The organism is Stutzerimonas stutzeri, from assembly GCF_009789555.1.
Classification (GTDB): domain Bacteria; phylum Pseudomonadota; class Gammaproteobacteria; order Pseudomonadales; family Pseudomonadaceae; genus Stutzerimonas; species Stutzerimonas stutzeri_R.
Window position 1 is genome coordinate 2,543,890 of record NZ_CP046902.1, and the last position, 23,393, is coordinate 2,567,282.

The following is a 23,393-nucleotide window of genomic DNA, read 5'->3' on the forward strand; positions in this document are numbered from 1 at the left end:
TCTGGCTCACGTCGGGCTCGAACGTCCGGTCATTTCGCTGGCCATCTCAGTGGCGTAACTGTCGGTCATGCCGGCGATAAAGTCGATCATCCGTACGAAAGACTGATACAGCGGCCAGTCGGGGTGGGGCGCGTTGCTGCCGAGCAGATCCAGTATGCGGCGGTTCTTGAAGGACGGGGTTCGTCCGCCATGCTGTTCCAGCGCAGCACCGCAGAAGGCGTTGAGCAGAATCTCCAGCGTTGTGTAGGCGCCAATCTCGTGCAAGGTCTTGCGTTTGTCCTGGAAGATCTTTTCCCGCGCCATGGCTTTGGCTTGCACGACGCACTGCTTGGCCGGGCCGTGCATGTGCTCGACCAGATCTGCGGCGAGGTTTCCAGCCAGCAGCGCCTGCCGCTGTTCGACGAAGGCGCGGGCGGCGGCGTTCGTGAGGTGCTCGATGGCCTTGCCTCGGAGTATCGCCAGCTTGCGCCTGCGGGAGTCCTTGGGGCCGAGCTGCCTGTACGTCTCGGGCAGGTCGTCGCCGACCAGGTTCAGCAGCAGCGCCTCGACTTCGGCGTACTCGAGCAGGTCCATTTCCAGACCATCTTCCAGATCGATCAGCCCGTAGCAGATGTCGTCCGCCGCCTCCATCAGATAAACCAGAGGATGGCGCGCCCAGCGTTGTTCATCCAGCTTGGGCAAGCCGAGCTTCGAGGCGATCTGTTCGAGCAGCGGCAGTTCGCTCTGGTAGCAGCCAAACTTGTGCTTCTTGTAACCGAGCGCCTCGGCGTGTCGCGACGTCCATGGATACTTGAGGTAGGTGCCAAGCGTGGCGTAGGTCAGCCGCGTGCCACCGTCGAATTGGTGGTATTCGAGCTGGGTGAGCACGCGGAAACCCTGCGCGTTGCCCTCGAAATTCAGAAAGTCCGCTCGTTCGGCATCGCGCATGTCATCCAGCCAGCCGCGGCCTGCGGCCTGTTGAAACCAGTGGCGAATAGCATCTTCGCCCGAATGGCCGAATGGAGGATTGCCGATATCGTGAGCGAGGCAGGCAGACTGAATGACCATCCCGAGATCAGCCGGGCTGCACCAGTCCGGCATTTCGTCGCGCAAAACCTCGCCCACGCGCATGCCGAGTGAACGTCCGACGCAACTGACTTCCAGGGAATGGGTCAGGCGTGTATGGATATGGTCGTTACTGGAAACCGGGTGTACCTGGGTCTTGCGCCCCAAGCGGCGAAAGGCGCCGGAGAAAATGATCCGGTCGTGATCCTTGTGAAACGGACTCCGGCCCAGCTCTTCGTTGCTGTGGACGGATTTTCCGAGCCGTTCACGGGTTAGCAGGGTGTGCCAATCCAAAGAGCAACCTCCTTGATGTCGCCAGTGGGGCCGGTTTGTCAGGTGCCTTGTCACGGTCAGCCGCGAACGCGGTCGTGTCGCTTCGAGTGTACGAGTACATACGGGCAGGTGCAGCCTACAGCAGTTGCCGAGCGCCCGACCATACGCACCTCGCATGGGCGGGCTGTCGGCGGTGGTGGCTGGGGTAGTCGCGGTCCTGTGGCGGGTCAGTGCCGCATCTTGCGGATCACGGGATAAAGCAGAATGCCGAGCCGGGCCAGCTTGCCGACTTTCCCGAGCCGACGACCGAAGAGCGCGAGCGCCATGGTCGTTGCGACCATCAGCGGCCCTTTGCCAACGGAGTGGTCGGATGCGGAGCCGCGGTTGGCAATCATGCCCTTGATCCGCTGAATCGGGTGAACCAGCGGCTGCGAGTGATATAGCACCTGTTGGCGGTTCATCTCCATGCGCAACCGAACCAGATCTTTGCGCATGGCCAGATTGCTGGAACTACTCAATGGAAGGCTCATGGCAGTAAACGCTCCCGATTGCGGGCCAGTTCCTCGACCGTTGCCTGGAAGGGCGAGGCGCTTTCCCTGGCGATACGGACGGCGCGGCTGATGCAGACCGCAAGGGAAACCGCGTACAGCACGCAGAGCACCAGGATCGCCGCGATAGGATTGCTGTCCCAGAAGGCGATCACGATTGCCGCTGAAAGGCCGACCAGGATCAGCAGCCCGAGTATCAGGCTGATACTGGCGAGAAGAAAGAGCTTGAATATCCGCGTCCTTTCTTCCTGGATCTCTATTCCGAGCAGCTCCAGATGCCCTTGCAGCAGGTCAGCGAACGCGCTGCCCATTTTCTTCAGCGAGGGCGCTGGCGCGTCGTCGGCGTACTTGGTTTCCATTGGATCCATACCCCACATCAGCGGCGGGTGATCAAGCCGAAGAGAAAGCCGACGCCTGCGGCAATGCCGAGCGATTGCCACGGGTGAGTATGGACATACTCCTCGGTGCACTGGATGGCCGCCTGGCTTTGCTCGCGCAAGGTGCCTTCCTGCTCCTTGAGCATCTGACGGGCACGATCGAGGTTGGCGCTGATCTTGCCGCGCAGCTCTTCGGTCTGGGTACCCGCGGTTTCCTGCGTGTGCTTGAGCAAGCGCTCGGTATCGCCAATCAGCGTATGGAACTCTTCGATGAGCGCGTTTTGTGCAGCCTGGAGGTTGCGGCGGTGTGCGGATTTATCGACCAGCGGGGAGGCGGTCGTTCCCGTGGATGCATCAGGAATGGGGGTGTTGTCGCTGGTGCCAAAGGTGGATTCGATAGACATCTGCAGCTCCTATGTGAGTCTCGCAGGGACGACGAGTCCCGGTGCCTAGAGTTTCGAGCCTGTTGCCGGCGCAAGGTTCCCGCTTCGTTTGACTCGATTTACGGCCAACCCCATCTGGACTGGCGCGCCTGTTTAAGTCGTTGCGATACCCTGCAACTTCGGAGAATAAAAGAAAACCCGCCGAAGCGGGTTTTCTTTTTCTACTGCATATGCATGCTGTAGCCGCTATTACATCAGCGGAATGGTGTAGCTGACGATGAAGCGAGTCTGATCGATCTCGCGACCTTCGCCACGGTAGGTGCCGTTACGCAGCTTCACGCCCAGGTTCTTCAGAGAACCGCTCTGCAGAACGTAGCCGATATCGGTATTGCGTTCCCACTCTTTGCCGTTGCGGTTGGCACCGATGTCTTCGCCTTTCAAATACCGGGTCATGAAGGTCAGGCCCGGCACGCCCAAGGCTGCGAAGTTATAGTCATAACGCAGCTGATAGGACCTTTCGTTCGGATCGGCGAAGGTGGGGTCGATCATGACGTAGTTCACCAGGAACGCGTCGCCGCCAGACAGGTAGGGGTAGCCGGTATTGCCGCTCATGTCCTGATAGGCTGCGCCGAATGAGTGGCCGCCCAGGCTGTAGGTGAACATTGCGCCGAATGCCTTGTTATCGACGTTGGTGTTGCCATCGTCGGTAGAGCGAGCGTAGCGAATGTCGCTCTTGAGCGATTGCTTCTCGCCCAGCGGCAATACATGGATCACGTTGAAGATGTGCTGCTTGTAGTTCTTGTCCAGATTGCCGTAATCGTAAGAAGTGGTCAGTTCCTTGTTCCACTGATACTTCAAGCTGGCGAAATCGAACTTGTCAGAAGCTACACCACCAGCCCCGCCATTGGACATTTCCATATCCGCAAAACCGGCTTCGCTGCGCAAGCTGGTTTCGGTCATGCGGCCGAAGGAGGCGGTCAGTCCCTGGATCTCTTCGGATGTCAGCATGCCGCCGCGGAAGGTCTGCGGCAGCAGGCGCGAGTCGCTCGGCAGAATAGTCGGAAGCTTCGGGATCATCTCGCCGACTTTCAGCGTGGTCTTGGAGATACGGGCTTTCGCGGCGCCGCCAATACGGCCGTAGTCATCCGGCGCATAGCCATCGTCATTGGTGGGCAGCAGACCTGTGCCGGTGCGATCCGGGCTGGAATCGAGTTTCAGGCCCAGCAGGCCGATCGCGTCGACGCCGAAGCCGACAGTGCCCTCGGTATAGCCGGACTGAAAGTTGAGGATGAAGCCTTGGCCCCACTCTTCAGCTTTGGACTGTGGGGCGCCATCCTGGCGGTTGTCTGAGTTGTGGTAGAAGTTGCGCAGCTCCAGGCTGGCCTTGCTGTCTTCTAAAAATGCAGCTTGAGCCATGGTAGGGATGGCCAGTGTTGCTCCCAGAGTGGCAAGGGCCACGCCCCGGGCGATTGGGGTCTTGAGCATTTCTTATTTCTCCTCGTTGGATGATGCTCTGAAGTCGCTCTTACGGCGCCGTGCAATTAAGCACTACATAGGTATTTGAACCCTTAGACCTTGGTCTTTAGGCTTAAGCAAGGAAGTGCACGCTACATCACTCGGCAATTGTGTTTACTTCAATTCGAAGCAGGCATCAAGTATTACTGCCGATACGCAACGCACTTCCGGCCCCGCGACTCTATGGTCGCTTGGGTTGCGGCATCCTAGCCGTTTGCCAGCGTCCCGTCGATTCCCGAAATCAAACCATCGTTTGAGTGCGTGCAAAATCACACTTTTCGGGTTTGGCCCACCCATGGATCGAGGCTGCTGCTGTTCTTCCGCATCATGGCGAGCCTGCTAGAATTGCACGGCCAGCCTCGACGAGCCGTTGTTATGCACCTTCCCGAATGCCAGTTGTTTGGAACGCTGGGTTGCCACCTGTGCGAGCAGGCCGAGGCGACTATTCTCCCGTTGGTAGAACATGGCTTGCTCGTCGAACTGGTGGATATAGCGGACAGGCCGGAGTGGGTCGACGATTATGGGCTGCGCATACCGGTGCTTCGGCGAGTCGATACCGGCGCTGAACTGGACTGGCCATTCGAAGTAGAACAGGTCGTGTGGTTCTTGCGGCGGTAGCCTTCACGATGAACAGCGAGCGGCAGTAGGCCGCCATCGAGCCGCAGCCACGTCGTCGCAGTTGCCGCGTATAAAGAGAGAACGCGGCGGCCAGCGGCTATCGAACCGCCGGCCCTGAAACAAGAAAACCGGCGCAAAGGCCGGTTTTTTTTGGGGATCAGAGACAAGGTGACCTGTCTTGATATCGGGAAATGGTCGGAGCGGTGATCTTTATGTACGGGCTGAATATTTGAGGACCCGGCCAAGATGCTGTGGCCAACGACTTGGAGAACCTGCTGCCGAGAGCGTTCATGGCCAGGGCCGAACGCCCGATGAAGAACGACTCTGCCGACATAGACGGCTATTCCACACTGCTGGTAAAGGTTGAGGTGGATGGCGCCGAACTGGTGGCGGTCTTTACCGTGCAGCGCAAGGCGGACGGGCGACAGTTTTACAACGCGGTTACCCTGGCAGACGGGCAAAAAAAGCCCCGGTAGTCTCTCCGAGGGATACCCTCGATGAAATCGAGGAACACGCCACATCGGCCTATACCGGGGTTACAGCCTTTGTACGCCGGGTGCTTGATCGGGTCAACCCTCAGTCGGTCGACGTTGAATTGGCCCCGGCCACTGGCGAACCGATTATGCAGGGTATGGCCAGCCGATACCGGCTGATCGGTCGCCGCGAGCCGATCGAGCTGAGCGTGCGCAATGCCAAGCGGCATTTGACTGGCCGCCTGGCCGACCTCAAGCCGTCGATGCTCGGCGCCTTGCCGTTGAGCTACCTGCGTGATTTCGCGCCGCAGTCGATGACCGCGCTGAACGCCTATATCGATGAAAAGCGCGCCATGGATGCCGACCGCAATGAAATGCACACCCGCTATGACGCGATCGCGCAGCGTTGGCTGAAATTGCGCTGGACGGATCGCAAGGCTGAACAGCGCATGGCCGATCTGATGCACGCCGCGACCCTGGAAGGCGTGGACCCGAGCCAGCCGATGAAGGACAGCTATACCCCCGAGCAGAAAGCGGTCTACAACCGCCTGCGCATGCAGTACCAGTCGCTACCGGAAGGGCACCGCGCGATGTTTGGCGAGGCGCGTGACGCCTATAAGCAGCAGATAAGCAGCCTTGAAAGCGTGATCGAGGAAAACATTCGCAAGTCTGCCGAGTACGCCAAGAAGCGCGCCCGTCGTGATCGTGACGCTGATATCCAGCGCGCCAAGGACGAGCTGGCCGGCGAGGAACTGGCCGAGGCGCTGGAGGCCGCCGAGAAGCGCTACAACGGCCGCGTGGCATCGGCCGAGAAGGGCGGAATATCAGTTGGGCGTTCCACAACGCCGAGCGCTACAACCACAGCTTTTGCCCGGTAGGTTTGACGCGCAGGTAGAGGCCCTGGCCGTCGTGCTCCCGGTATGCTTTACCTTCCGGCTTCAGGGTGGCTATGGCGGTATCACTCAATGGGCGACGCTTGATATCCGTGCGCTTCCTGGAGCAAAGAGATAGGGCGAGTTAAGGCTATGCACCCTGAAACAAGAAAACCGGCGCAAAGGCCGGTTTTTTTGGGGATCAGAGACAAGGTGACCTGTCTTGATATCGGGAAATGGTCGGAGCGACTGGATTCGAACCAGCGACCTTCTCGTCCCGAACGAGACGCGCTACCAAGCTGCGCTACGCTCCGAAGATGGCGCGCATTTTACAGAAAAAGTTTTGCTTCACAAGCATTTAGCGTGGGGTTTTTTTCGACGGTGCCGAGCCGTGGGCTCGACACCGGAGGGGCGTGTTATCAGAGTTCCTTGACGGTACGAACCTGATCCTTGTTGACCCTGCCCGGGTTGCCGTCGAGACCTTCGAACTCATAGAAGCCGGCTTCGTCATCATATTCGGGGCTGTCCAGCGTCTGGATTTCGCGGCCATCGTTAAGGGTGATGACGCTGGGGTTCGAGCAGCCCGCAAGAAGGGTCAGGCCGACCAGTAGTGCCAAGGCGGGTCCGGTTGCTGCGCGCATGATGGTTCTCCTCTGAGTGGTTGCGTCTGTGACGGCGATCGGCGGCGCTAAGTTCCCGGTGGAGGCGTTTGTGCGCCGAGCAGGTCGGGCGAGTTCAGGTTGGCCAGCCGGGGGTCGTTGCGTTCGAGATCCAGGGCGCGCGCATGCAGCGCAAGCAGTATTTTCCGATTGCTGCGCTCTCCGGCTTGCCAGGCGTTCTCGATAGCGGGTGCAAGGCTGATCGGCATGACGCAGAACAGCGGTTCCCATTGCCCGCCTCGTCGCGCCATCACCGGGGTGGCGGGCCCGGCAAGCGCCGTGTCATGGAGTTGGACGAGTAACTCCTCGTCGATCATTGGCGCGTCGCACGGTACGACCATCAGCCACCGATGGCGAGCCGCCGCAAGGCCTGCGCGTATGCCGGCAAGGGGACCGGGGAAATCGGGTTCGTCGTCGCCGACGAGCCGATCGGCATACGCGGCGTAATGCTGTTGGTTGCGGTTGCAGGACAGCAGCAGGTCATCCGTCAAGGGGCGGGCGATGCGATACGGCCACGCCACGAGCGGCTTGCCGTGCCAGTCCACCAGCCCCTTGTCCTGTCCGCCCATCCGCTGGCCACGGCCGCCGGCCAGCAGCAGAATCGAGCAATCGGCAAGCGTGCGTTCGTGCATCAAGTGCTCCGCCAAAAGCCTGTGATATAACACCCGAAACCGAGACCAACAACCGGAAAGCCCGCATGAACCACCTTGCTGATCAATCCTTCGTGCCGTTGAACATTGCTGTCCTGACGGTAAGTGATACCCGCACGGCGCAGACCGATACTTCCGGGCAACTGCTCGTCGACCGCCTGCTCGCGGCCGGGCATCGGCTGGCTGCTCGCGTGTTGCTCAAGGACGATCTGTATCGGATTCGTGCGCAAGTCGCGAGCTGGATCGCCGAGGATACGGTGCAGGTGGTGCTGATCACCGGAGGGACGGGGTTCACGGCGCGCGACAGCACGCCGGAAGCCGTTGGCTGCCTGCTCGACAAGCAGGTCGATGGATTCGGTGAGCTGTTTCGCCAGATATCGGTCAGCGATATCGGCAGCTCGACGGTCCAGTCCAGGGCGCTGGCCGGTCTGTCGAACTCGACGCTGGTCTGCTGTTTGCCGGGATCGACCAACGCCTGCCGGACCGCCTGGGATGGCATCCTCGCCGAGCAGCTCGATGCACGGCATCGTCCGTGCAACTTCGTGCCCCATCTCAAGCAGGCTGAACCCTGCGAGAGCCGTTCGTGATGGCGGGGGAATCGCCCGCGCTGATGCCAGTGGAGCAGGCGCTCGAAGCGCTGCTCAGGCAGGCGGAAGCTGCGCCGATCGAGGACGTGGAGAGCGTCTCGATCGACGATGCCGATGGCCGGATATTGGCCGAACCCGTGATCGCCACGCTGAACCTGCCGCCATGGCCAAACAGTGCGATGGACGGGTATGCCGTTCGCGAAGCGGACCTGGTCGGGCAGCCGCTCCGAGTCTGCCAGAAGATTTTCGCCGGCACCCAGCCGGCGCCGCTGGAGCCCGGATGTTGCGCCCGAATCTTCACGGGGGCGCCGATGCCCGAGGGCGCCGACAGCGTCGAGATGCAGGAAAACGTCGAGGTGCTTGCCGATGGCCGCGTGCGTTTTGTCGAGCCGGTACGGCGTGGACAGCACGTCCGCCCCCTCGGCGGTGAAGCGCAGGTGGGCGACGAAGTGCTTGCTGCGGGTGTGCGCCTGGGGCCGATTGAGTTGGGGCTTGCTGCTTCATTGGGTGTCGCGCGCCTGAAAGTGACGCGAAAGCTCAGGGTGGCGCTCCTTTCCACCGGCGATGAACTGGTCGATCCGGGCGAAACGCTGCAGCCCGGGCAGATCTATAACAGCAATCGCGTGTTGTTACATCACTGGCTGCAACGCTTGGGCTGCGAGGTCGTGGATGTCGGCATTGTGCCGGACGATCATGCCCGGGTTCGTCAATGCCTGGCCGGCATGCATCAGGCTGACCTGATGCTTTCCACCGGTGGCGTGTCGGTTGGTGAAGCCGATTTCCTCGGCCAGGTCCTTCGGGAGGAGGGGCAGCTGACACTCTGGAAACTGGCAATCAAGCCAGGCAAGCCGCTGACATGCGGTCACTACCGAGGGGTCCCCGTCATTGGACTGCCTGGCAATCCGGCCTCCACCTTGGTCACCTTCGGTCTGCTGGCGCGGCCGTATCTGTTGCGAAGGATGGGCGCGCGGCAGGTCGAGCCGTTAAGCGTTGAGGTGCCGGCGGGCTTCAACTGGACCAAGCCTGGAAAGCGACGTGAATATCTTCGGGCGCGTCTCGAGTCGGGCAGGGTGGAGCTTTACGCCAACCAGAGTTCATCGATCCTGCGCAGCGCAGCCTGGGCGGATGGATTGGTCGAGGTTCGCGAACACAGCCTGGTGAAAGAGGGTGATCCGGTGCGATTCATCGCCTTCGCCCAACTGCTTGGCTAGGACGGCATCAGGCTGCGTTCCGCGCAGTCGGCACGCTTGCGCGTAGCGCACTACGTCGGAAACCGGTGCCGCTCGGCGCCGCCGATAAACTGATCGCGATTCTCATTGTCTATCTGTCCCATCGCAGCCGGGTCTGGCTGCGGTGTGTTCATAACAAGGAGAACGTGATGCAGGAGAGAAATGCCTGGGTCGATTACGCCAAAGCCATCGGGATCATTCTGGTGGTCTATGGACACGTTGCCCGCGGGGTGTTCAACGCCGGTCTGCCGATGGATGAAGACAACTATCTCCTGGTCGACAGCATCATCTACAGCTTCCATATGCCGCTGTTTTTCTTCCTGTCGGGGTTGTTTTTCTACGACTCACTGATGAAGCGTGGAAAAGCCGGTCTGATCGTCAACAAAGTGGATACGGTCGTCTATCCGTTCATCGTGTGGTCGTTGTTGCAGGGCCTGATCGAGGTGGTGTTGTCGAACTACACCAACGGTGACGTGACGTTGGGGCAAGTGTTTTCGCTGCTCTGGTCGCCCCGCGCGCAGTTCTGGTTCCTCTACGCGTTGTTCCTGGTCTTCGTTGTCTGCTCATTCGTCTATGCCCGGGCGGACCGCCGTTACTTCCTGCCGATACTGCTGGTATTCGGCGCGCTCTATGTATTCAAGCAAGACCTGGCGATGGGCAATATCGGCCGGTTCATCTTCGGCAATGCCGTGTTTTTCGCGCTCGGCATATGGTTCAACGAGATCAAAGCGTATTTTCTGGCCCGCTATGTTCCGCTGACGTTGTTCTTCGGGACGCTGTTCGTCGTCGGGCAGTACCTGTTCCACATCACCTTCGGCTTGAACTGGGAAGTCGGTGGCGTGCCGGTGCTCGCGCTGGCGACGGTTTCGATCTTTTTCATGATCGCGCTGTCGATGTGGCTGGGGCGGGTAAGGATGCAATGGCTGCTGTTCATCGGCGCGTCTTCGATGACGATCTACCTGATGCATATCCTTGCCGGAAGTGGCGTTCGGGTCATTCTCGGCAGCTTCATGGGGATTGACTCGATTGCCGTGCACCTGCTGGTCGGGACGCTGGTCGGGCTGACGGCTCCGCTGCTCGCTCAGCTCATCATCACGCGTTATGACCTTTACTGGCTGCTGGCCCCTCCGAAGTCGTGGTCCGCGACCCGCCTGCGGACGCGCAGGGCCGTGGCGCACTGAGCCGGCGCGTTGCACCTTGCCTGCTGCAAGCGAAGGCAAGGTGCGCGAAGGTCAGCGCCTCGGTCAGCCGCAGCCGATCCGCTGAATGTGCAGCGACTCGTCTGTCGTCAGGTTCAGCCGTTGCGCGTTGTATTCCAGCGTGACCACGTCGCCAGGCCGAAGAACGCGCGCCGTCGCAGCCCCGCTTTCACGGCGGGCCTGATCGAGCAGTGCCGGCGTGGCGCGTTCGCCGACCAGGCCCTGCACAGCTGCTGCGTCGCACCGCCCGGTCGTGTCCTGTGGTAGCGGCGCGGGGTCCGATGGGGATGTCTGGCAGCCGATGAGCATGAGGCTGCACAGCGCCAGGGCCGCTGAGCGTTTGGCTTGCATGTCGTTCTCCTGTGATCGTGGTTGCGCCTGTTGACCAAGCGTGGGCCGTTTATCGACGTTAATGTGACCCATTCGTTGAAACCATAACGTGCAAAGGGAACTGGCGGAACAGCGGCGCCGTCTTAATGTTGGTGGCCCCCTGCAAACCGCGCTGGGCTTACGAACAAAAAGATAAGGAGTTCCGCCATGTTCAACTCGTCCATGATGAAGCGTTTGGCCAGCCTGTTGGCAGCGATGCATTTCATGCTGTTCGCACAGATACCGCTGGCACAGGCGGCCATGATTGGCACCCCGGAAATCATTGCCGAACAGCAACAGCAGGTCGATCGGCAGCAATTGCTGACGATGCTTGAAGACGAAGAGGTTCAGAAGAAGCTGGTATCGATGGGCGTCGAGCGCGATCAGGTCGAACAGCGGATCAATAGCCTGACGCCGGCGGAACTCGCGCAGTTCAATCAGCAACTGGATCAGGCACCGGCCGGTGCCGGTGTGGTCGGCATTATCGTGCTGTTCCTGGTGATCTTCATCATCACCGACCTGCTGTGCGCCACCAACATCTTCAACTTCGTCAACTGTATCAACCGTTGATACGGCGACTGGCCCTGCTGTTTGCCGCCGTCCTGCTCGGGGGGTGCGCGCGAACGCCGATCGTTCCGATTGACGTCGCGGGCCTTCCCGAACGGGTCGAGTTGCAAACGGTTCCCTTCTTCCCTCAGCAAGACTATCAATGCGGGCCAGCGGCGCTTGCCACGATGCTTACGCAACGCGGCATCGATACGGGCCCCGAAGAGCTGGTCAGCCGAGTCTACCTGCCGCAACGCAAGGGCAGCCTGCAGGTGGAGATGGTCGCTGCGGCGCGCGCTCACGATCTGCTGGTTTATCCGTTGGAACCGCGTCTGCAGGCGGTGCTGTCCGAAGTGGCCGCGGGAAACCCCGTGCTGGTGCTGCAGAACCTTGCCTTCGATCGCTGGCCGCAGTGGCATTTCGCGGTCGTGGTGGGATACGACCTGGCGGCGCAGAGCCTGGTACTGCGATCGGGCACGACCCGACGCTGGACCGGCAGTTTTCGGCAATTCGAGCGAAGCTGGGCCAAGGGCAATCGCTGGGCAGTGGTGACAGTCGAGCCCGACCGGTTACCGCGCACGGCTCAGGAAACGGTGTGGCTGAAGGCGGCGAGCGACCTCGAGCAGACGGGCCGCGCAGCGGCGGCACTGAGCGCCTATGAAACAGCTGCCGAGCATTGGTCCAGCGGCCTGTCATGGTTCGCACTCGCTAACGCCCGGTACGCCCAGGGCGACAAGGCTGCAGCTGAACGCGCACTGCGAACCAGCGTTCAGCGTGACGCGTCCTTCGCGCCTGGCTGGTTCAATCTGGGGCAGCTACTGGCGGAGCGGGGCTGCGGTACGCAGGCCTTCGCAGCGCAAGCATGCGCAACACAGCTGGCGCCTGAGGACGAGCGGTTCAAGGCGCAGCGGCCTGCTCCCCGCAACACCGCTGACGCCTGCGAGGCGGCACCGGCATGTCCCGTTCAGTGAGCGTCAGAAACCGATTCTGTCGCGCAGGCTGTAATAAAGCGCGCCGAGCGCACTCAGTGGTGCGCTGAACGCCTGTCCGCCCGGAAACGGATAGTGCGGCAGGCTGGCAAAGGCGTCGAAGCGCTCGGCCTGTCCGCTGAGGGCCTGCGCGATGACTTTCCCGGCGATATGGGTGTAGGTCACGCCGTGGCCGCTGCACCCTTGCGAGTAATAGAGATTGCCGTCAAGCCGGCCTACTTGCGGTAAGCGAGACAGCGTCATCAGAAAATTCCCGGTCCAGGCGAATTCCGTTTTGATTCCGCGCAGTTGCGGGAACGTCTTGAGCATCTTCGGGCGGATGATCGAGTCGATATCGGCGGGGTCCCGGGCGCCGTAAACCACACCGCCGCCGTATATCAAACGCTTGTCGGCGGAGAGGCGGAAATAGTCCAGCAAGTAATTGCAATCCTCGACGCAGTAGTCCTGCGGCAGCAAGGTCGCCGCGAGTTCAGGGTCCAGGGGCTCGGTGGCGATGACCTGCGTCCCACAGGGCATGGATTTGGCCGCCAGCTCAGGAACCAGATTGCCCAGGTAGGCATTTCCCGCAACGACCACGAACCTGGCGGTTACCTGGCCTTGCCGGGTATGGACGCGCGGCGTGTTGCCGCGCTCGATGCGGATGGCCGGGCTTTGTTCGTAGATGACGCCGCCGAGCGATTCGACGGCCGCCGCTTCGCCCAGGGCCAGATTGAGCGGATGAATATGACCCCCTCCATGGTCCAGCATCCCGCCGACGTATCGCTCGCAGGCAACCACGTTCCGGATGCCGGCGTGGTCGAGCAGCTCCAGCCGATCGTAGCCGTAGCGCTCCCAGAGCGCCTTCTGGGATTCGAGATGGTGCATCTGCCTGGCGTTGAAGGCGGCGAATACGCCCCCGTTCTTCAGATCGCAGTCGATGCCATACCGCGCCACGCGATCGCGGATGATCTGCCCGCCTTCGAATGCCATGGCGCCGATCAGTCGCGCCTCGTCATGCCTGACGCTGCGCTCGACGGTATCGATGTCGCGGCTGTAGCTGTTGACGATCTGCCCGCCGTTGCGCCCGGAAGCGCCGAAGCCGACCTTCGCTGCTTCCAGCACCGTGACGCGAAACCCTTGCTCCAGCAAGAACAGCGCGGTCGACAGTCCGGTATAACCGGCGCCGATGACGCAGACGTCGGTCTCGACGTTGCCGTTCAGCGCGTCGCGGGCCGGCGCCGGGTTGGCCGACGCGGCGTAATAGGAGGAAGGGTAGGGAGTGTGCGACATTCTGCTTGCCCTGTTTTGAATATTTGACGCCGATGCTATCTCGGGAGGCCCCTGCGGCGCCATAGCGCCGCAAACGGCGCGCCCTTCATCCAAAAATTACGAATATCAGTGGCTTAGCGAAAAAACCGCTTGACTCCGTCGGGCGTATCTCTAAAATGCGCGTCCATCGGAGGCACATAGCTCAGTTGGTTAGAGCACCACCTTGACATGGTGGGGGTCGTTGGTTCGAATCCAATTGTGCCTACCAATTCCGAAAAGGGTCGCGCCAGCGACCCTTTTTTTATGCCTTGCTTGTCAGTGCGGCGGCTTTCTGAAAGCATCCGTGCTCCTTATTTCCAGTGACTTCGGTCCGTCCCGATCGCCTCAGGGCTCCTGCCACCGTGCGGCAGGTTTATTCGGCGGGTCGCTTTCCTGGCTCATCCCAACCCATGTGGCCTTTGGTAGGGGTCACCGCTAGGAGAGGAGGCGCCATGCCCACCATTACTCTTCCTGACGGCAGTCAGCGCTCGTTCGATCATCCCGTTTCTGTCGCACAGGTGGCCCAATCCATTGGCGCGGGTCTCGCCAAGGCCACGCTTGCCGGCAAGGTAGACGGTCGGCTGGTCGATGCTTGTGATCTGATCGAGCAGGACGCGAGCCTGCAAATCATCACGCCGAAGGACGAAGAGGGCCTGGAGATCATTCGCCACTCCTGTGCGCACCTGGTCGGGCATGCGGTCAAGCAGCTCTATCCCACCGCGAAAATGGTCATCGGGCCGGTCATCGCCGAAGGGTTCTACTACGATATCGCCTTCGAGCGTCCGTTTACCCCGGACGATATGGCGGCTATCGAGCAACGCATGAAGGCGCTGATCGATACGGAATACGACGTGATCAAGAAGGTCACGCCGCGTGACGAAGTCATTGAGGTGTTCAAGGCGCGCGGCGAGGAATACAAGCTGCGGCTGGTCGAGGACATGCCCGACGAGCAGGCGATGGGCTTGTATTACCACGAAGAGTACGTGGACATGTGCCGCGGGCCGCATGTGCCGAACACGCGATTCCTGAAGTCATTCAAGCTGACCAAGCTGTCCGGCGCCTACTGGCGCGGCGACGCGAAAAATGAGCAGCTCCAGCGGATCTACGGCACGGCGTGGGCGGACAAGAAGCAACTGGCCGCCTATATTCAGCGCATCGAGGAAGCCGAAAAGCGCGATCACCGCAAACTCGGCAAGCGCCTGGATCTGTTCCATACCCAGGAAGAAGCGCCGGGCATGGTGTTCTGGCACCCGAACGGCTGGACCCTGTATCAGGTGCTCGAGCAGTACATGCGTGTCGTGCAGCGTGAAAACGGCTATCAGGAAATCCGGACGCCCCAGGTCGTCGATCGCAGCCTGTGGGAGAAATCCGGGCACTGGGCGAACTACGCTGAAAACATGTTCACCACGGAGTCGGAGAGCCGCGACTACGCGATCAAGCCGATGAACTGCCCCTGTCACGTGCAGGTGTACAACCAGGGTCTGAAAAGCTACCGCGAACTGCCGCTGCGTCTTGCCGAGTTCGGGGCGTGCCATCGTAACGAGCCGTCCGGTGCCTTGCATGGCATCATGCGCGTTCGTGGATTTACTCAGGACGATGCGCATATCTTCTGCACCGAAGAGCAAATGCAGTCCGAGTCCGCGGCATTCATCAAGCTGACCCAGGCGGTATACGCGGACTTTGGGTTTGTCGATATCGAACTGAAATTGTCGACCCGGCCGGAAAAGCGAGTCGGTTCCGATGAGCTGTGGGATCGCGCCGAGGCGGCCCTGGCCGCCGCGCTGGACAGCGCGGGCCTGCCCTATGACCTGCAGCCCGGCGAGGGCGCGTTCTATGGGCCGAAGATCGAGTTCTCGTTGAAAGACTGCCTGGGGCGTGTATGGCAGTGCGGCACGCTACAGCTCGATTTCAATCTGCCGATTCGCCTCGGCGCCGAGTATGTCAGCGAGAACAATGATCGCCAGCATCCGGTCATGTTGCACCGCGCCATCCTCGGCTCGTTCGAGCGTTTCATCGGAATTCTGATCGAGCATTACGAGGGCGCCTTTCCGGCTTGGCTGGCGCCTACGCAGGCCGTGGTGATGAATATCACCGACAAACAGGGCGATTTCGCACTTGAAGTCGAGAAAACGCTCAATCAAAGCGGCTTCCGTGCCAAGTCCGACTTGAGAAACGAAAAGATCGGCTTTAAAATCCGCGAGCATACCTTGCTCAAGGTTCCCTATCTCTTGGTTATCGGAGATCGGGAAGTAGAGACACGAGCCGTTGCTGTGCGCACCCGCGAAGGCGTCGATCTGGGCTCCATGCCCCTGGATGACTTCGCGCAGTTGTTGACGCAGGCGGTTTCCCGGCGTGGTCGCCAAGAATTGGAGTAATGACTATTAAGCGTGAAATGAGACAGGATAAACGAGCTGCACCCAAGGCCCCGATCAACGAGAATATCTCGGCTCGTGAGGTCCGTTTGATTGGTGCTGATGGCGAGCAGGTTGGCATCGTCTCGATTGATGAAGCGCTTCGTATAGCTGAAGAAGCCAAGTTGGATCTGGTGGAAATTTCCGCCGATGCGGTTCCTCCTGTATGCCGGATCATGGATTACGGCAAGCACCTCTTCGAAAAGAAGAAGCAGGTCGCTGCAGCGAAGAAGAACCAGAAGCAGATCCAGGTCAAAGAAGTAAAGTTTCGTCCAGGGACGGAAGAGGGCGACTACCAGGTCAAGCTACGCAACCTGGTACGTTTCCTGAGTGACGGGGACAGGGCCAAGGTTTCGTTGAGATTCCGCGGTCGTGAGATGGCGCATCAGGAGCTGGGGATGGAATTGTTGAAGCGGGTCGAGGGTGACCTGGCTGAATACGGTTCGGTCGAACAGCATCCAAAGATGGAAGGACGCCAACTGATCATGGTCATCGCTCCCAAGAAGAAAAAGTAACCACCAGGGCACTGGCAGGCCTTGCGGTTATTTGAAATCACCCACACTGTGGAGTACCGAACATGCCAAAGATGAAGACTAAAAGTGGCGCTGCGAAGCGCTTCAAAAAGACGGCGAATGGCTACAAGCACAAGCACGCTTTCAAGAGCCACATCCTGACCAAAATGTCTACCAAGCGTAAGCGTCAGCTGCGTGGTACATCTCTGATGCACCCGTCTGACAACGCAAAAGTAGAGCGCATGCTGCGCGTTCGTTAATTCGGTCAAGACTCAGAGGAATAACTCATGGCTCGTGTTAAGCGTGGCGTCGTCGCTCGTCGCCGTCACAAGAAAATTCTGAAACTCGCCAAAGGCTACTACGGCGCTCGTTCGCGTGTGTTCCGTGTTGCCAAGCAGGCGGTAATCAAGGCTGGCCAATATGCCTACCGTGACCGCCGTCAGCGGAAGCGTCAGTTCCGCGCTCTTTGGATCGCTCGTATCAACGCTGGTGCTCGTGTAAACGGTCTGTCCTACAGCCGTTTCATTGCTGGCCTGAAAAAAGCAGCCATCGAGATCGACCGTAAGGTTCTGGCCGAGTTGGCAGTGAACGAAAAAGCAGCTTTTGCTGCGATTGTCGAAAAAGCCAAAGCTTCTCTGGCCTAAGCCCATCGACAATCGAATCTTCGGATTCGTAGCGTCACCGATAGGGGAAGAGCCTTGTGCTCTTCCCCTATTTCGTATCTGAAGGGGCATTTGCAAAAGTGCACCTCGCGTAAAGCCTGAATGCTGATCGCCGGGTGCGGTTCTGCAAGAACCTCTGGAGGTTGTACATGGAAAACCTGGATGCACTGGTCTCGCAAGCGCTTGAGGCGGTGCAACATAGTCAAGACATCAATGCCCTGGAGCAGATCCGGGTCCAGTACCTCGGCAAGAAGGGCGAGCTGACGCAGGTCATGCAGACCCTGGGCAAGCTGTCCGCTGAGGATCGCCCCAAAGCGGGTGCGCTCATCAACGCAGCCAAGGGCCGGGTCCAGGACGAACTGAACACCAGGAAAGCTGCCCTTGAACAGGCCGCGCTGAGCGCCAAGCTGGCTGCCGAGCAGATCGATGTGACATTGCCAGGCAGGGGAGAGGGCTCAGGCGGGCTGCATCCGGTGACCCGCACGCTCGAGCGGATCGAGCAATTCTTCAGTCATATCGGCTACAGCGTTGCCGAGGGGCCGGAAGTCGAAGACGATTACCATAACTTCGAAGCGCTCAATATTCCGGGCCATCACCCTGCGCGGGCGATGCATGACACCTTCTATTTCAACGCCAACATGCTGTTGCGCACCCATACGTCGCCTGTTCAGGTGCGCACGATGGAATCGCAGCAGCCGCCTATCCGCATCGTCTGTCCGGGCCGTGTCTACCGGTGTGACTCGGATATCACCCATTCGCCGATGTTCCATCAGGTTGAAGGCCTGCTCGTCGATGAGGGCATCAGCTTCGCGGACCTGAAAGGCACCATCGAGCAGTTCTTGCGGGTGTTCTTCGAAAAGCCGCTGGGTGTTCGTTTCCGTCCCTCCTTCTTTCCGTTCACTGAGCCATCGGCCGAGGTGGACATGCAATGCGTCATGTGCAGCGGGAAAGGTTGCCGTGTCTGCAAGCAGACCGGCTGGCTCGAAGTGATGGGCTGCGGGATGGTGCACCCGAACGTGCTGCGCATGTCCGGTATCGACCCTGAAAAGTATCAGGGCTTCGCTTTTGGCATGGGAGCCGAACGGCTCGCCATGTTGCGTTATGGCGTCAACGACTTACGCCTGTTCTTCGATAACGACCTGAGGTTCCTGGCGCAATTTCGCTAGGCCCAGAGTCCAGTCAAGAATCTTTAGGAGAGCAGGATGAAATTCAGCGAGCAGTGGTTGCGTACGTGGGTTAACCCAGAAGTTTCCCGTGATGAGTTGGTAGCGCGGCTATCGATGGTAGGCCTTGAAGTCGATGCGGTGACTCCGGTCGCCGGTGAATTCAGCGGCGTAGTCGTGGGTGAGGTGCTGAGCACCGAACAGCACCCGGATGCCGACAAGTTGCGCGTGTGTCAGGTCAGTAACGGAAGCGAGACGTTTCAGGTGGTCTGTGGTGCGCCGAATGTCCGCCCCGGCCTGAAAATTCCGTTCGCGATGATCGGTGCCCAACTGCCCGGCGACTTCAAGATCAAGAAAGCGAAGCTTCGCGGTGTCGAGTCCAACGGCATGCTCTGCTCCGAAACCGAACTGCAGGTCGGTACTGATGACAGCGGGCTGATGGAGCTGGCTGGCGACGCGCCGGTCGGCAGTGATTTTCGGGCATATCTCGGTCTTGACGACGCGAGTATCGAAATCGGCCTGACGCCGAATCGTGGCGACTGTCTCTCTATTGCTGGGCTTGCGCGCGAAGTGGGCGCGATATACGGCGCACCGGTCGCACCGTTCGACATCGCTCCGGTGGCCGCCAGCCATGACGAGGTGCGCCCGGTCGAAGTGCTCGCGCCCAACGCCTGCCCGCGCTATCTCGGGCGCGTGATCCGAAACGTCGACCTGTCGCGGCCCACGCCACTGTGGATGGTAGAGCGCTTGCGTCGCTCCGATGTCCGCAGCATCGATGCGGTGGTGGACGTCACCAACTATGTGATGCTCGAACTGGGCCAGCCGCTGCACGCGTTCGATCTTGCCGAGATCAATGGCGGTATCAGGGTCCGTATGGCAGAGGAGCAGGAAAAGCTCGTCCTGCTCGACGGCCAGGAAGTGACCCTGCGGGCCGATACGCTGGTCATCGCGGATCATCAGCGCGCCCTTGCGATTGCGGGCGTGATGGGCGGTGAGCACAGCGGCGTAAGCGCCTCCACCCAAGACCTGTTCCTTGAAAGCGCCTTCTTCGACACCATTGCGCTCGCCGGCAAGGCGCGCTCCTATGGTTTGCATACCGATGCATCGCACCGTTACGAGCGTGGGGTCGATTCTCGGCTGGCACGTCGAGCGATGGAACGGGCCACCGCGCTACTGCTGGACATCGTTGGAGGCAGCGCGGGACCTGTAATCGAAGCCGTTAGCGAAGCCGATCTTCCCAGCGTCTCACCGATTCTGCTGCGCCAGGATCGCATCGAGCAGATACTGGGCTTGAGCATGGCGGGTGAGCAGGTTGTCTCGCTGCTCTCGGCGCTGGGCCTGGGCGTGGCTGAACGAGGTGACGGTTGTTGGGACGTCAGCGTTCCCAGCCATCGATTCGACATCAGTCTCGAAGTGGACCTGATCGAAGAGCTGGGCCGCCTGTACGGCTACGATCGCCTGCCTGTGCGTTATCCCCAGGCTCGACTGGCGCCCGAAGCCAAACCCGAGGCCCGCGCAGAGCTTCCTGCTCTGCGTCGGTTGCTGGTTGCGCGCGGCTACCAGGAAGCGATCACCTACAGCTTCATCGATCCGAAGATGTTTGAGCTGTTCAGTCCCGGCGTCGAGCCGTTGCAACTGGCCAATCCGATTTCTTCGGACATGGCCGCCATGCGCGCGACACTCTGGCCGGGTTTGATCAAGGCCCTGCAATACAACCTCAACCGTCAGCAGACACGTGTGCGCCTGTTCGAAAGCGGCCTTCGCTTCGTCGGCCAGCTCGATGGATTGAAGCAGGAACCCATGCTGGCCGGCGTCATCACCGGTAGCCGCCTGCCGGAAGCCTGGTGCAACGAAAGAGCGCCGGCTGACTTCTACGACATGAAAGCCGATGTCGAAGCCTTGCTCGGATACGCCGGCGATGCCTCGGCGTATGGTTTTGCCGCCGCCGAGCACCCGGCGCTGCATCCTGGTCAGACCGCACGCATCGAGCGCGACGGGCGCCTGGTCGGTTATGTCGGCAGCCTTCATCCCGAGCTGGCCGCCACCCTCGGTATCGATCAGCCGGTCTACCTGTTCGAACTGCTGGTCGCCGAGATCAGCGAAGGCCAGTTGCCGCGCTTCAGCGAGTTGTCCCGCTTCCCGGAAGTGCGCCGCGACCTGGCCATTCTGGTGGCGCGTGAGGTTTCGGCCGACGATGTGCTCGGGTGCATTCGTCAGGCCGCAGGCGAGAACCTGACAGACCTCAAGCTATTTGATGTGTATCAGGGTAAAGGTATTGATCCCCTTAGCAAAAGTGTGGCAGTCGGCTTGACCTGGCAACACCCTTCGCGCACTCTAAACGACGACGAGGTGAGTGGTGCGATGCAGCAAATCCTCTCCTCCCTGGAAGAAAGGTTCAACGCCACGTTAAGGAAATAGCGTATGGGGGCTCTGACGAAAGCTGAAATGGCGGAACGTCTATATGAAGAGCTAGGCTTGAATAAGCGCGAGGCCAAGGAACTGGTCGAGCTGTTTTTCGAGGAAATCCGTCAGGCGCTCGAGCACAACGAGCAGGTGAAGTTATCCGGTTTCGGCAACTTCGACCTGCGCGACAAGCGACAGCGACCGGGACGAAACCCGAAAACCGGCGAGGAAATCCCGATCACGGCGCGTCGCGTCGTGACATTCCGGCCAGGGCAAAAACTAAAAGCCAGAGTCGAAGCGTATGCTGGAACCAAGTCATAACGACGAACTGCCGACGATACCTGGCAAACGCTACTTCACCATTGGCGAAGTCAGCGAGCTGTGTGCGGTCAAACCGCACGTGCTGCGCTATTGGGAGCAGGAATTTCCGCAACTGAATCCTGTGAAACGGCGCGGTAACCGGCGTTATTACCAGCGGCAGGATGTCCTGATGATCCGGCAGATCCGCTCGCTGCTCTACGAGCAAGGCTTCACCATCGGCGGCGCTCGGCAGCGGATGTCAGGCGACGAGGCCCGCGAAGACACCACGCAGTACAAGCAATTGATCAGGCAAATGATCACCGAGCTCGAGGACGTGCTGCAGGTGCTCAGGAATTGAACGGTTCTGCATAAAAAACTTTCACATATTCAGTCGCTTAATGTATAGTTCGATCCGCTTTCAGCAGAGCTGAAAGCACCGTCGGGGCGTAGCGCAGCCTGGTAGCGCACTTGCATGGGGTGCAAGGGGTCGAGTGTTCGAATCACTCCGTCCCGACCAATACAATCGATGACAAAGCCACCTTCGGGTGGCTTTGTTGTTTTTGCCTTAGTAACTTTCCGAGTCACTAGGGTGTTTTTCTCTATTCCTGCCTTCTTTCAGGATCGTTAGCGTAGGTGCGCGTGATTCGGTCGCTGATACCTTGTTGGCGGCTTCGATCAACTGGTCCCGCTCTGCGGCTGGGTAGTGGCTGATGATGCTGTCGTTGCGCCATCTTTTTGGTCCGTGAATTCGGTGCGCTGTGCCCCGGAGCTGTCTGTCGCTGCCTCGATGAATGCGGTAGCGCTGTCGGTAGCTGGCGCGGGCCATCACACCGAGAGTAAGCCGCGGAAGCCTCTGGCTGCGTAGTAGGACTGTGCGCCGTTGTGGTAGATGAATGAACGGCCATAGCGGCGGTCGCCGAACAGCGCCCCGCCAAGGGCCCGTACGTCTGCGGGCGTTTTGATCCAGCTGGACGTCTTTGTGTCGAACTCGCCCAGCGTCTGCAGGGCTTGGTACTGTTCTTCGGTCAACATTTCGATGCCCATTTCGCACGCCATGCCCATGGCGCTGCGTTGGGGCTTGTGCTCGTTGCGTGATTCAAGCGCGGCGTCGTCATAGCAGATGCTGCGCCGACCGGCCGGGGTTTCCCTGGAGCAATCGCAGAACCTGTAGCGCCCGGTTTCATGGTCGTGGCCGATCACGTCTGGTTCGCCCCCGGTCGCCTCCATGGCATGGAGCGTTTCGAGGGCGCGGGGGTCGCGTTCGAGTCTGGCGTGAACGTCGCGCCAGGCGATGCCCGGATGACGATGCATGTTGTGTTCGAAGCGATTTTCCAACCGGTCGAGCAACTCGTTGCGTTCAAAAGCGTTCATGGCACGCGCCTCGCTGAAGTTCGATGCCGGGAACCTTAGTACAGCTTAGTCGCCGGGCGCGGCTTTCAATACCCAGGAATTGGGCGCGTCGGGTTTGCTCGTGCTGTGTGCTGCAGGCAGGGCGTCAGGCTGGCGCGTCACTGCTCACAGCGCGGGGCCCTGTTCCGGCACGTAGACCATCCGACCGTCGTTCAGGCGATAGGTGATCCCGGCCTTGGCGCCCTGGCCCTCGCCGATCTCGCCACTGGACTCGTATTGCTTCAGTTCCTGGCCCTCTTTGATCAGCATGCGCATGTTCGCTTCACCTGGATTTTCAACCACCACGACGTTGTTCTGGCTGAAAGGGTTGAGCGGGTTTTGGACGATGACGATCAGCAGGATGCCAATGACGACAAGGAACAGGTCGATCAGGTTCACCACAGAAAGCAGCGGGTCGTCGTCTTCGTCATGGTCGAGAAACCGCATCACTGGTGTGCTCCGCGCTCGATGACGCGTAGCTCCTGCAGTAGCCAGCGGCGACGTACAGTGAGGACGAAGAAGGTGATGCTCGAAGCGATGAGCGCGAGGATGACCGAGGAAAAGGCCACGACGAGATTTTCGCCGATGCCCTTCGCGTCGCTCTGGGTCAGTGCCAGCAGGGCAGGGCCCATTGGGATCATGGTGGCGACCAGGCCGAGCATCGGTGCGCTGCGCGAGGTTACGCGCAGCCATTCCAGGCGTTGCATGATCCAGAGTTCGAGGTCATCGCTGGTACCGCCGCGCATGGCGTGGTGTGCAGCCAGAACCGAGCGGTAGCGGCCGCTGCGGCGTTGCCAGGCTTCCATCGCGAAGCTGCCCAATGCGAGGAAGGCGTAGCCCAGCGCGGCGAGGATTAGCAGCATTACGGGGGCGAGAAAGAGGCGTGTCAGTTCGTAGAGGCTGGTTTCAAGTGCGTTCATGAGATGTCTGTTCGA

Annotated in this window: 28 protein-coding genes, 3 tRNA genes and 1 pseudogene; 18 read left to right on the plus strand and 14 right to left on the minus strand. The window is 60.2% G+C overall.

The annotated features are described in order from the left end of the window. Window positions 1-6 precede the first annotated feature (6 nt). From GQA94_RS11805 to GQA94_RS11825, 5 genes are all read right to left on the minus strand, one after another. Window positions 7-1,338 (minus strand): deoxyguanosinetriphosphate triphosphohydrolase, encoded by a 1,332-nt coding sequence (locus GQA94_RS11805; protein ID WP_158188208.1) that lies wholly within the window; start codon window positions 1,336-1,338, stop codon window positions 7-9. A 206-nt stretch (window positions 1,339-1,544) separates the two neighbouring features. Then, window positions 1,545-1,847, minus strand: coding sequence for a hypothetical protein (locus GQA94_RS11810; protein WP_158188209.1), 303 nt, complete (start codon window positions 1,845-1,847; stop codon window positions 1,545-1,547). After that, entirely contained in the window at window positions 1,844-2,224 is a 381-nt protein-coding gene (locus GQA94_RS11815) for a phage holin family protein (protein ID WP_158190089.1), read from the minus strand. Before GQA94_RS11815 ends, GQA94_RS11810 begins: the two co-directional genes overlap by 4 nt. Before the next feature lie 17 nt (window positions 2,225-2,241). Further along, window positions 2,242-2,646 carry a DUF883 family protein gene (locus tag GQA94_RS11820; protein WP_158188210.1) on the minus strand — a complete coding sequence of 135 codons (405 nt, stop codon included), beginning with the start codon at window positions 2,644-2,646 and terminating at the stop codon, window positions 2,242-2,244. 228 nt (window positions 2,647-2,874) lie between these two features. After that, window positions 2,875-4,110, minus strand: coding sequence for an OprD family porin (locus tag GQA94_RS11825; RefSeq protein ID WP_158188211.1), 1,236 nt, complete (start codon window positions 4,108-4,110; stop codon window positions 2,875-2,877). 405 nt (window positions 4,111-4,515) lie between these two features. On the opposite strand from GQA94_RS11825, the gene GQA94_RS11830 reads away from it, so the two are divergent. From GQA94_RS11830 to GQA94_RS11840, 3 genes are all read left to right on the plus strand, one after another. Next, window positions 4,516-4,758: a glutaredoxin family protein gene (locus tag GQA94_RS11830; protein WP_158188212.1), complete on the plus strand. Its 243-nt coding sequence runs from the start codon at window positions 4,516-4,518 to the stop codon at window positions 4,756-4,758. Window positions 4,759-5,021: 263 nt separating this feature from the next. Beyond that, window positions 5,022-5,234, plus strand: a complete 213-nt coding sequence (locus GQA94_RS11835; RefSeq protein ID WP_158188213.1) for a hypothetical protein — start codon at window positions 5,022-5,024, stop codon at window positions 5,232-5,234. A gap of 260 nt (window positions 5,235-5,494) precedes the next feature. Beyond that, complete coding sequence (locus GQA94_RS11840) at window positions 5,495-6,109, plus strand: hypothetical protein (protein WP_233270260.1); 615 nt, start codon at window positions 5,495-5,497, stop codon at window positions 6,107-6,109. On the opposite strand, the pseudogene GQA94_RS23390 reads toward GQA94_RS11840, so the two are convergent. The 4 genes and pseudogenes from GQA94_RS23390 to mobA form a co-directional block, all read right to left on the minus strand. After that, window positions 6,090-6,212: pseudogene (locus tag GQA94_RS23390) on the minus strand (Arm DNA-binding domain-containing protein); the annotation flags it as partial. The gene GQA94_RS11840 and the pseudogene GQA94_RS23390 overlap by 20 nt on opposite strands. Window positions 6,213-6,340: 128 nt before the next feature. Beyond that, window positions 6,341-6,417, minus strand: a tRNA-Pro gene (locus GQA94_RS11845). A gap of 105 nt (window positions 6,418-6,522) precedes the next feature. Beyond that, complete coding sequence (locus GQA94_RS11850) at window positions 6,523-6,744, minus strand: YgdI/YgdR family lipoprotein (RefSeq protein WP_158188215.1); 222 nt, start codon at window positions 6,742-6,744, stop codon at window positions 6,523-6,525. 47 nt (window positions 6,745-6,791) lie between these two features. After that, complete coding sequence (gene mobA, locus GQA94_RS11855; RefSeq protein WP_158188216.1) at window positions 6,792-7,394, minus strand: molybdenum cofactor guanylyltransferase MobA; 603 nt, start codon at window positions 7,392-7,394, stop codon at window positions 6,792-6,794. A gap of 65 nt (window positions 7,395-7,459) precedes the next feature. On the opposite strand from mobA, the gene moaB reads away from it, so the two are divergent. The 3 genes from moaB (at window position 7,460) to GQA94_RS11870 (ending at window position 10,409) form a co-directional block, all read left to right on the plus strand. Then, window positions 7,460-7,999: a molybdenum cofactor biosynthesis protein B gene (gene moaB, locus GQA94_RS11860; RefSeq protein WP_158188217.1), complete on the plus strand. Its 540-nt coding sequence runs from the start codon at window positions 7,460-7,462 to the stop codon at window positions 7,997-7,999. Next, a complete protein-coding gene (glp, locus tag GQA94_RS11865; protein ID WP_158190090.1) occupies window positions 7,999-9,210 on the plus strand; it encodes a gephyrin-like molybdotransferase Glp in 1,212 nt (403 codons plus the stop codon). Before moaB ends, glp begins: the two co-directional genes overlap by 1 nt. Before the next feature lie 167 nt (window positions 9,211-9,377). Continuing rightward, window positions 9,378-10,409 carry an acyltransferase family protein gene (locus GQA94_RS11870; RefSeq protein ID WP_158188218.1) on the plus strand — a complete coding sequence of 344 codons (1,032 nt, stop codon included), beginning with the start codon at window positions 9,378-9,380 and terminating at the stop codon, window positions 10,407-10,409. A gap of 63 nt (window positions 10,410-10,472) precedes the next feature. On the opposite strand, the gene GQA94_RS11875 is transcribed toward GQA94_RS11870, so the two are convergent. After that, entirely contained in the window at window positions 10,473-10,778 is a 306-nt protein-coding gene (locus GQA94_RS11875) for an I78 family peptidase inhibitor (protein WP_158188219.1), read from the minus strand. A gap of 186 nt (window positions 10,779-10,964) precedes the next feature. On the opposite strand from GQA94_RS11875, the gene GQA94_RS11880 reads away from it, so the two are divergent. Further along, entirely contained in the window at window positions 10,965-11,366 is a 402-nt protein-coding gene (locus GQA94_RS11880) for a PA2779 family protein (protein ID WP_158188220.1), read from the plus strand. Next, complete coding sequence (locus GQA94_RS11885) at window positions 11,363-12,313, plus strand: PA2778 family cysteine peptidase (RefSeq protein WP_158190091.1); 951 nt, start codon at window positions 11,363-11,365, stop codon at window positions 12,311-12,313. Before GQA94_RS11880 ends, GQA94_RS11885 begins: the two co-directional genes overlap by 4 nt. 3 nt (window positions 12,314-12,316) lie before the next feature. On the opposite strand, the gene GQA94_RS11890 is transcribed toward GQA94_RS11885, so the two are convergent. Beyond that, complete coding sequence (locus GQA94_RS11890) at window positions 12,317-13,600, minus strand: NAD(P)/FAD-dependent oxidoreductase (RefSeq protein ID WP_158188221.1); 1,284 nt, start codon at window positions 13,598-13,600, stop codon at window positions 12,317-12,319. Between the two features lie 170 nt (window positions 13,601-13,770). On the opposite strand from GQA94_RS11890, the gene GQA94_RS11895 reads away from it, so the two are divergent. The 10 genes from GQA94_RS11895 to GQA94_RS11940 all read left to right on the plus strand — a co-directional run bounded on the left by GQA94_RS11895 (window position 13,771) and on the right by GQA94_RS11940 (window position 21,586). Beyond that, window positions 13,771-13,847: transfer RNA gene (locus tag GQA94_RS11895), tRNA-Val, on the plus strand. A gap of 223 nt (window positions 13,848-14,070) precedes the next feature. Continuing rightward, window positions 14,071-15,993, plus strand: coding sequence for a threonine--tRNA ligase (gene thrS, locus GQA94_RS11900; RefSeq protein WP_158188222.1), 1,923 nt, complete (start codon window positions 14,071-14,073; stop codon window positions 15,991-15,993). Then, a complete protein-coding gene (gene infC / locus GQA94_RS11905) occupies window positions 15,993-16,544 on the plus strand; it encodes a translation initiation factor IF-3 (protein WP_019339385.1) in 552 nt (183 codons plus the stop codon). The genes thrS and infC overlap by 1 nt, the downstream gene beginning before the upstream one ends. Window positions 16,545-16,606: 62 nt before the next feature. Continuing rightward, window positions 16,607-16,801, plus strand: coding sequence for a 50S ribosomal protein L35 (rpmI, locus tag GQA94_RS11910; RefSeq protein WP_019339386.1), 195 nt, complete (start codon window positions 16,607-16,609; stop codon window positions 16,799-16,801). A 27-nt stretch (window positions 16,802-16,828) separates the two neighbouring features. Beyond that, window positions 16,829-17,185: a 50S ribosomal protein L20 gene (gene rplT / locus GQA94_RS11915; RefSeq protein ID WP_019339387.1), complete on the plus strand. Its 357-nt coding sequence runs from the start codon at window positions 16,829-16,831 to the stop codon at window positions 17,183-17,185. Window positions 17,186-17,352: 167 nt separating this feature from the next. Then, window positions 17,353-18,369, plus strand: a complete 1,017-nt coding sequence (gene pheS / locus GQA94_RS11920; protein WP_158188223.1) for a phenylalanine--tRNA ligase subunit alpha — start codon at window positions 17,353-17,355, stop codon at window positions 18,367-18,369. 36 nt (window positions 18,370-18,405) lie between these two features. Then, window positions 18,406-20,784 (plus strand): phenylalanine--tRNA ligase subunit beta, encoded by a 2,379-nt coding sequence (gene pheT / locus GQA94_RS11925; RefSeq protein WP_158188224.1) that lies wholly within the window; start codon window positions 18,406-18,408, stop codon window positions 20,782-20,784. Between the two features lie 3 nt (window positions 20,785-20,787). After that, the gene (ihfA, locus tag GQA94_RS11930) at window positions 20,788-21,090 is read left to right on the plus strand and encodes an integration host factor subunit alpha (protein WP_003282572.1); all 303 of its coding nucleotides are present in this window, start codon (window positions 20,788-20,790) and stop codon (window positions 21,088-21,090) included. Next, a complete protein-coding gene (locus GQA94_RS11935) occupies window positions 21,071-21,427 on the plus strand; it encodes a MerR family transcriptional regulator (RefSeq protein ID WP_158188225.1) in 357 nt (118 codons plus the stop codon). The genes ihfA and GQA94_RS11935 overlap by 20 nt, the downstream gene beginning before the upstream one ends. A gap of 82 nt (window positions 21,428-21,509) precedes the next feature. Beyond that, a tRNA-Pro gene (locus GQA94_RS11940) sits at window positions 21,510-21,586 on the plus strand. A 308-nt stretch (window positions 21,587-21,894) separates the two neighbouring features. Here the strand turns inward: GQA94_RS11940 and GQA94_RS11945 are convergent. The 3 genes from GQA94_RS11945 to GQA94_RS11955 all read right to left on the minus strand — a co-directional run bounded on the left by GQA94_RS11945 (window position 21,895) and on the right by GQA94_RS11955 (window position 23,378). Then, the gene (locus tag GQA94_RS11945; RefSeq protein WP_158188226.1) at window positions 21,895-22,440 is read right to left on the minus strand and encodes a DUF4256 domain-containing protein; all 546 of its coding nucleotides are present in this window, start codon (window positions 22,438-22,440) and stop codon (window positions 21,895-21,897) included. Window positions 22,441-22,584: 144 nt separating this feature from the next. Continuing rightward, window positions 22,585-22,905 (minus strand): DUF2149 domain-containing protein, encoded by a 321-nt coding sequence (locus tag GQA94_RS11950; protein ID WP_158188227.1) that lies wholly within the window; start codon window positions 22,903-22,905, stop codon window positions 22,585-22,587. After that, window positions 22,905-23,378, minus strand: coding sequence for a MotA/TolQ/ExbB proton channel family protein (locus tag GQA94_RS11955; protein ID WP_158188228.1), 474 nt, complete (start codon window positions 23,376-23,378; stop codon window positions 22,905-22,907). The genes GQA94_RS11950 and GQA94_RS11955 overlap by 1 nt, the downstream gene beginning before the upstream one ends. Window positions 23,379-23,393: the final 15 nt, after the last annotated feature.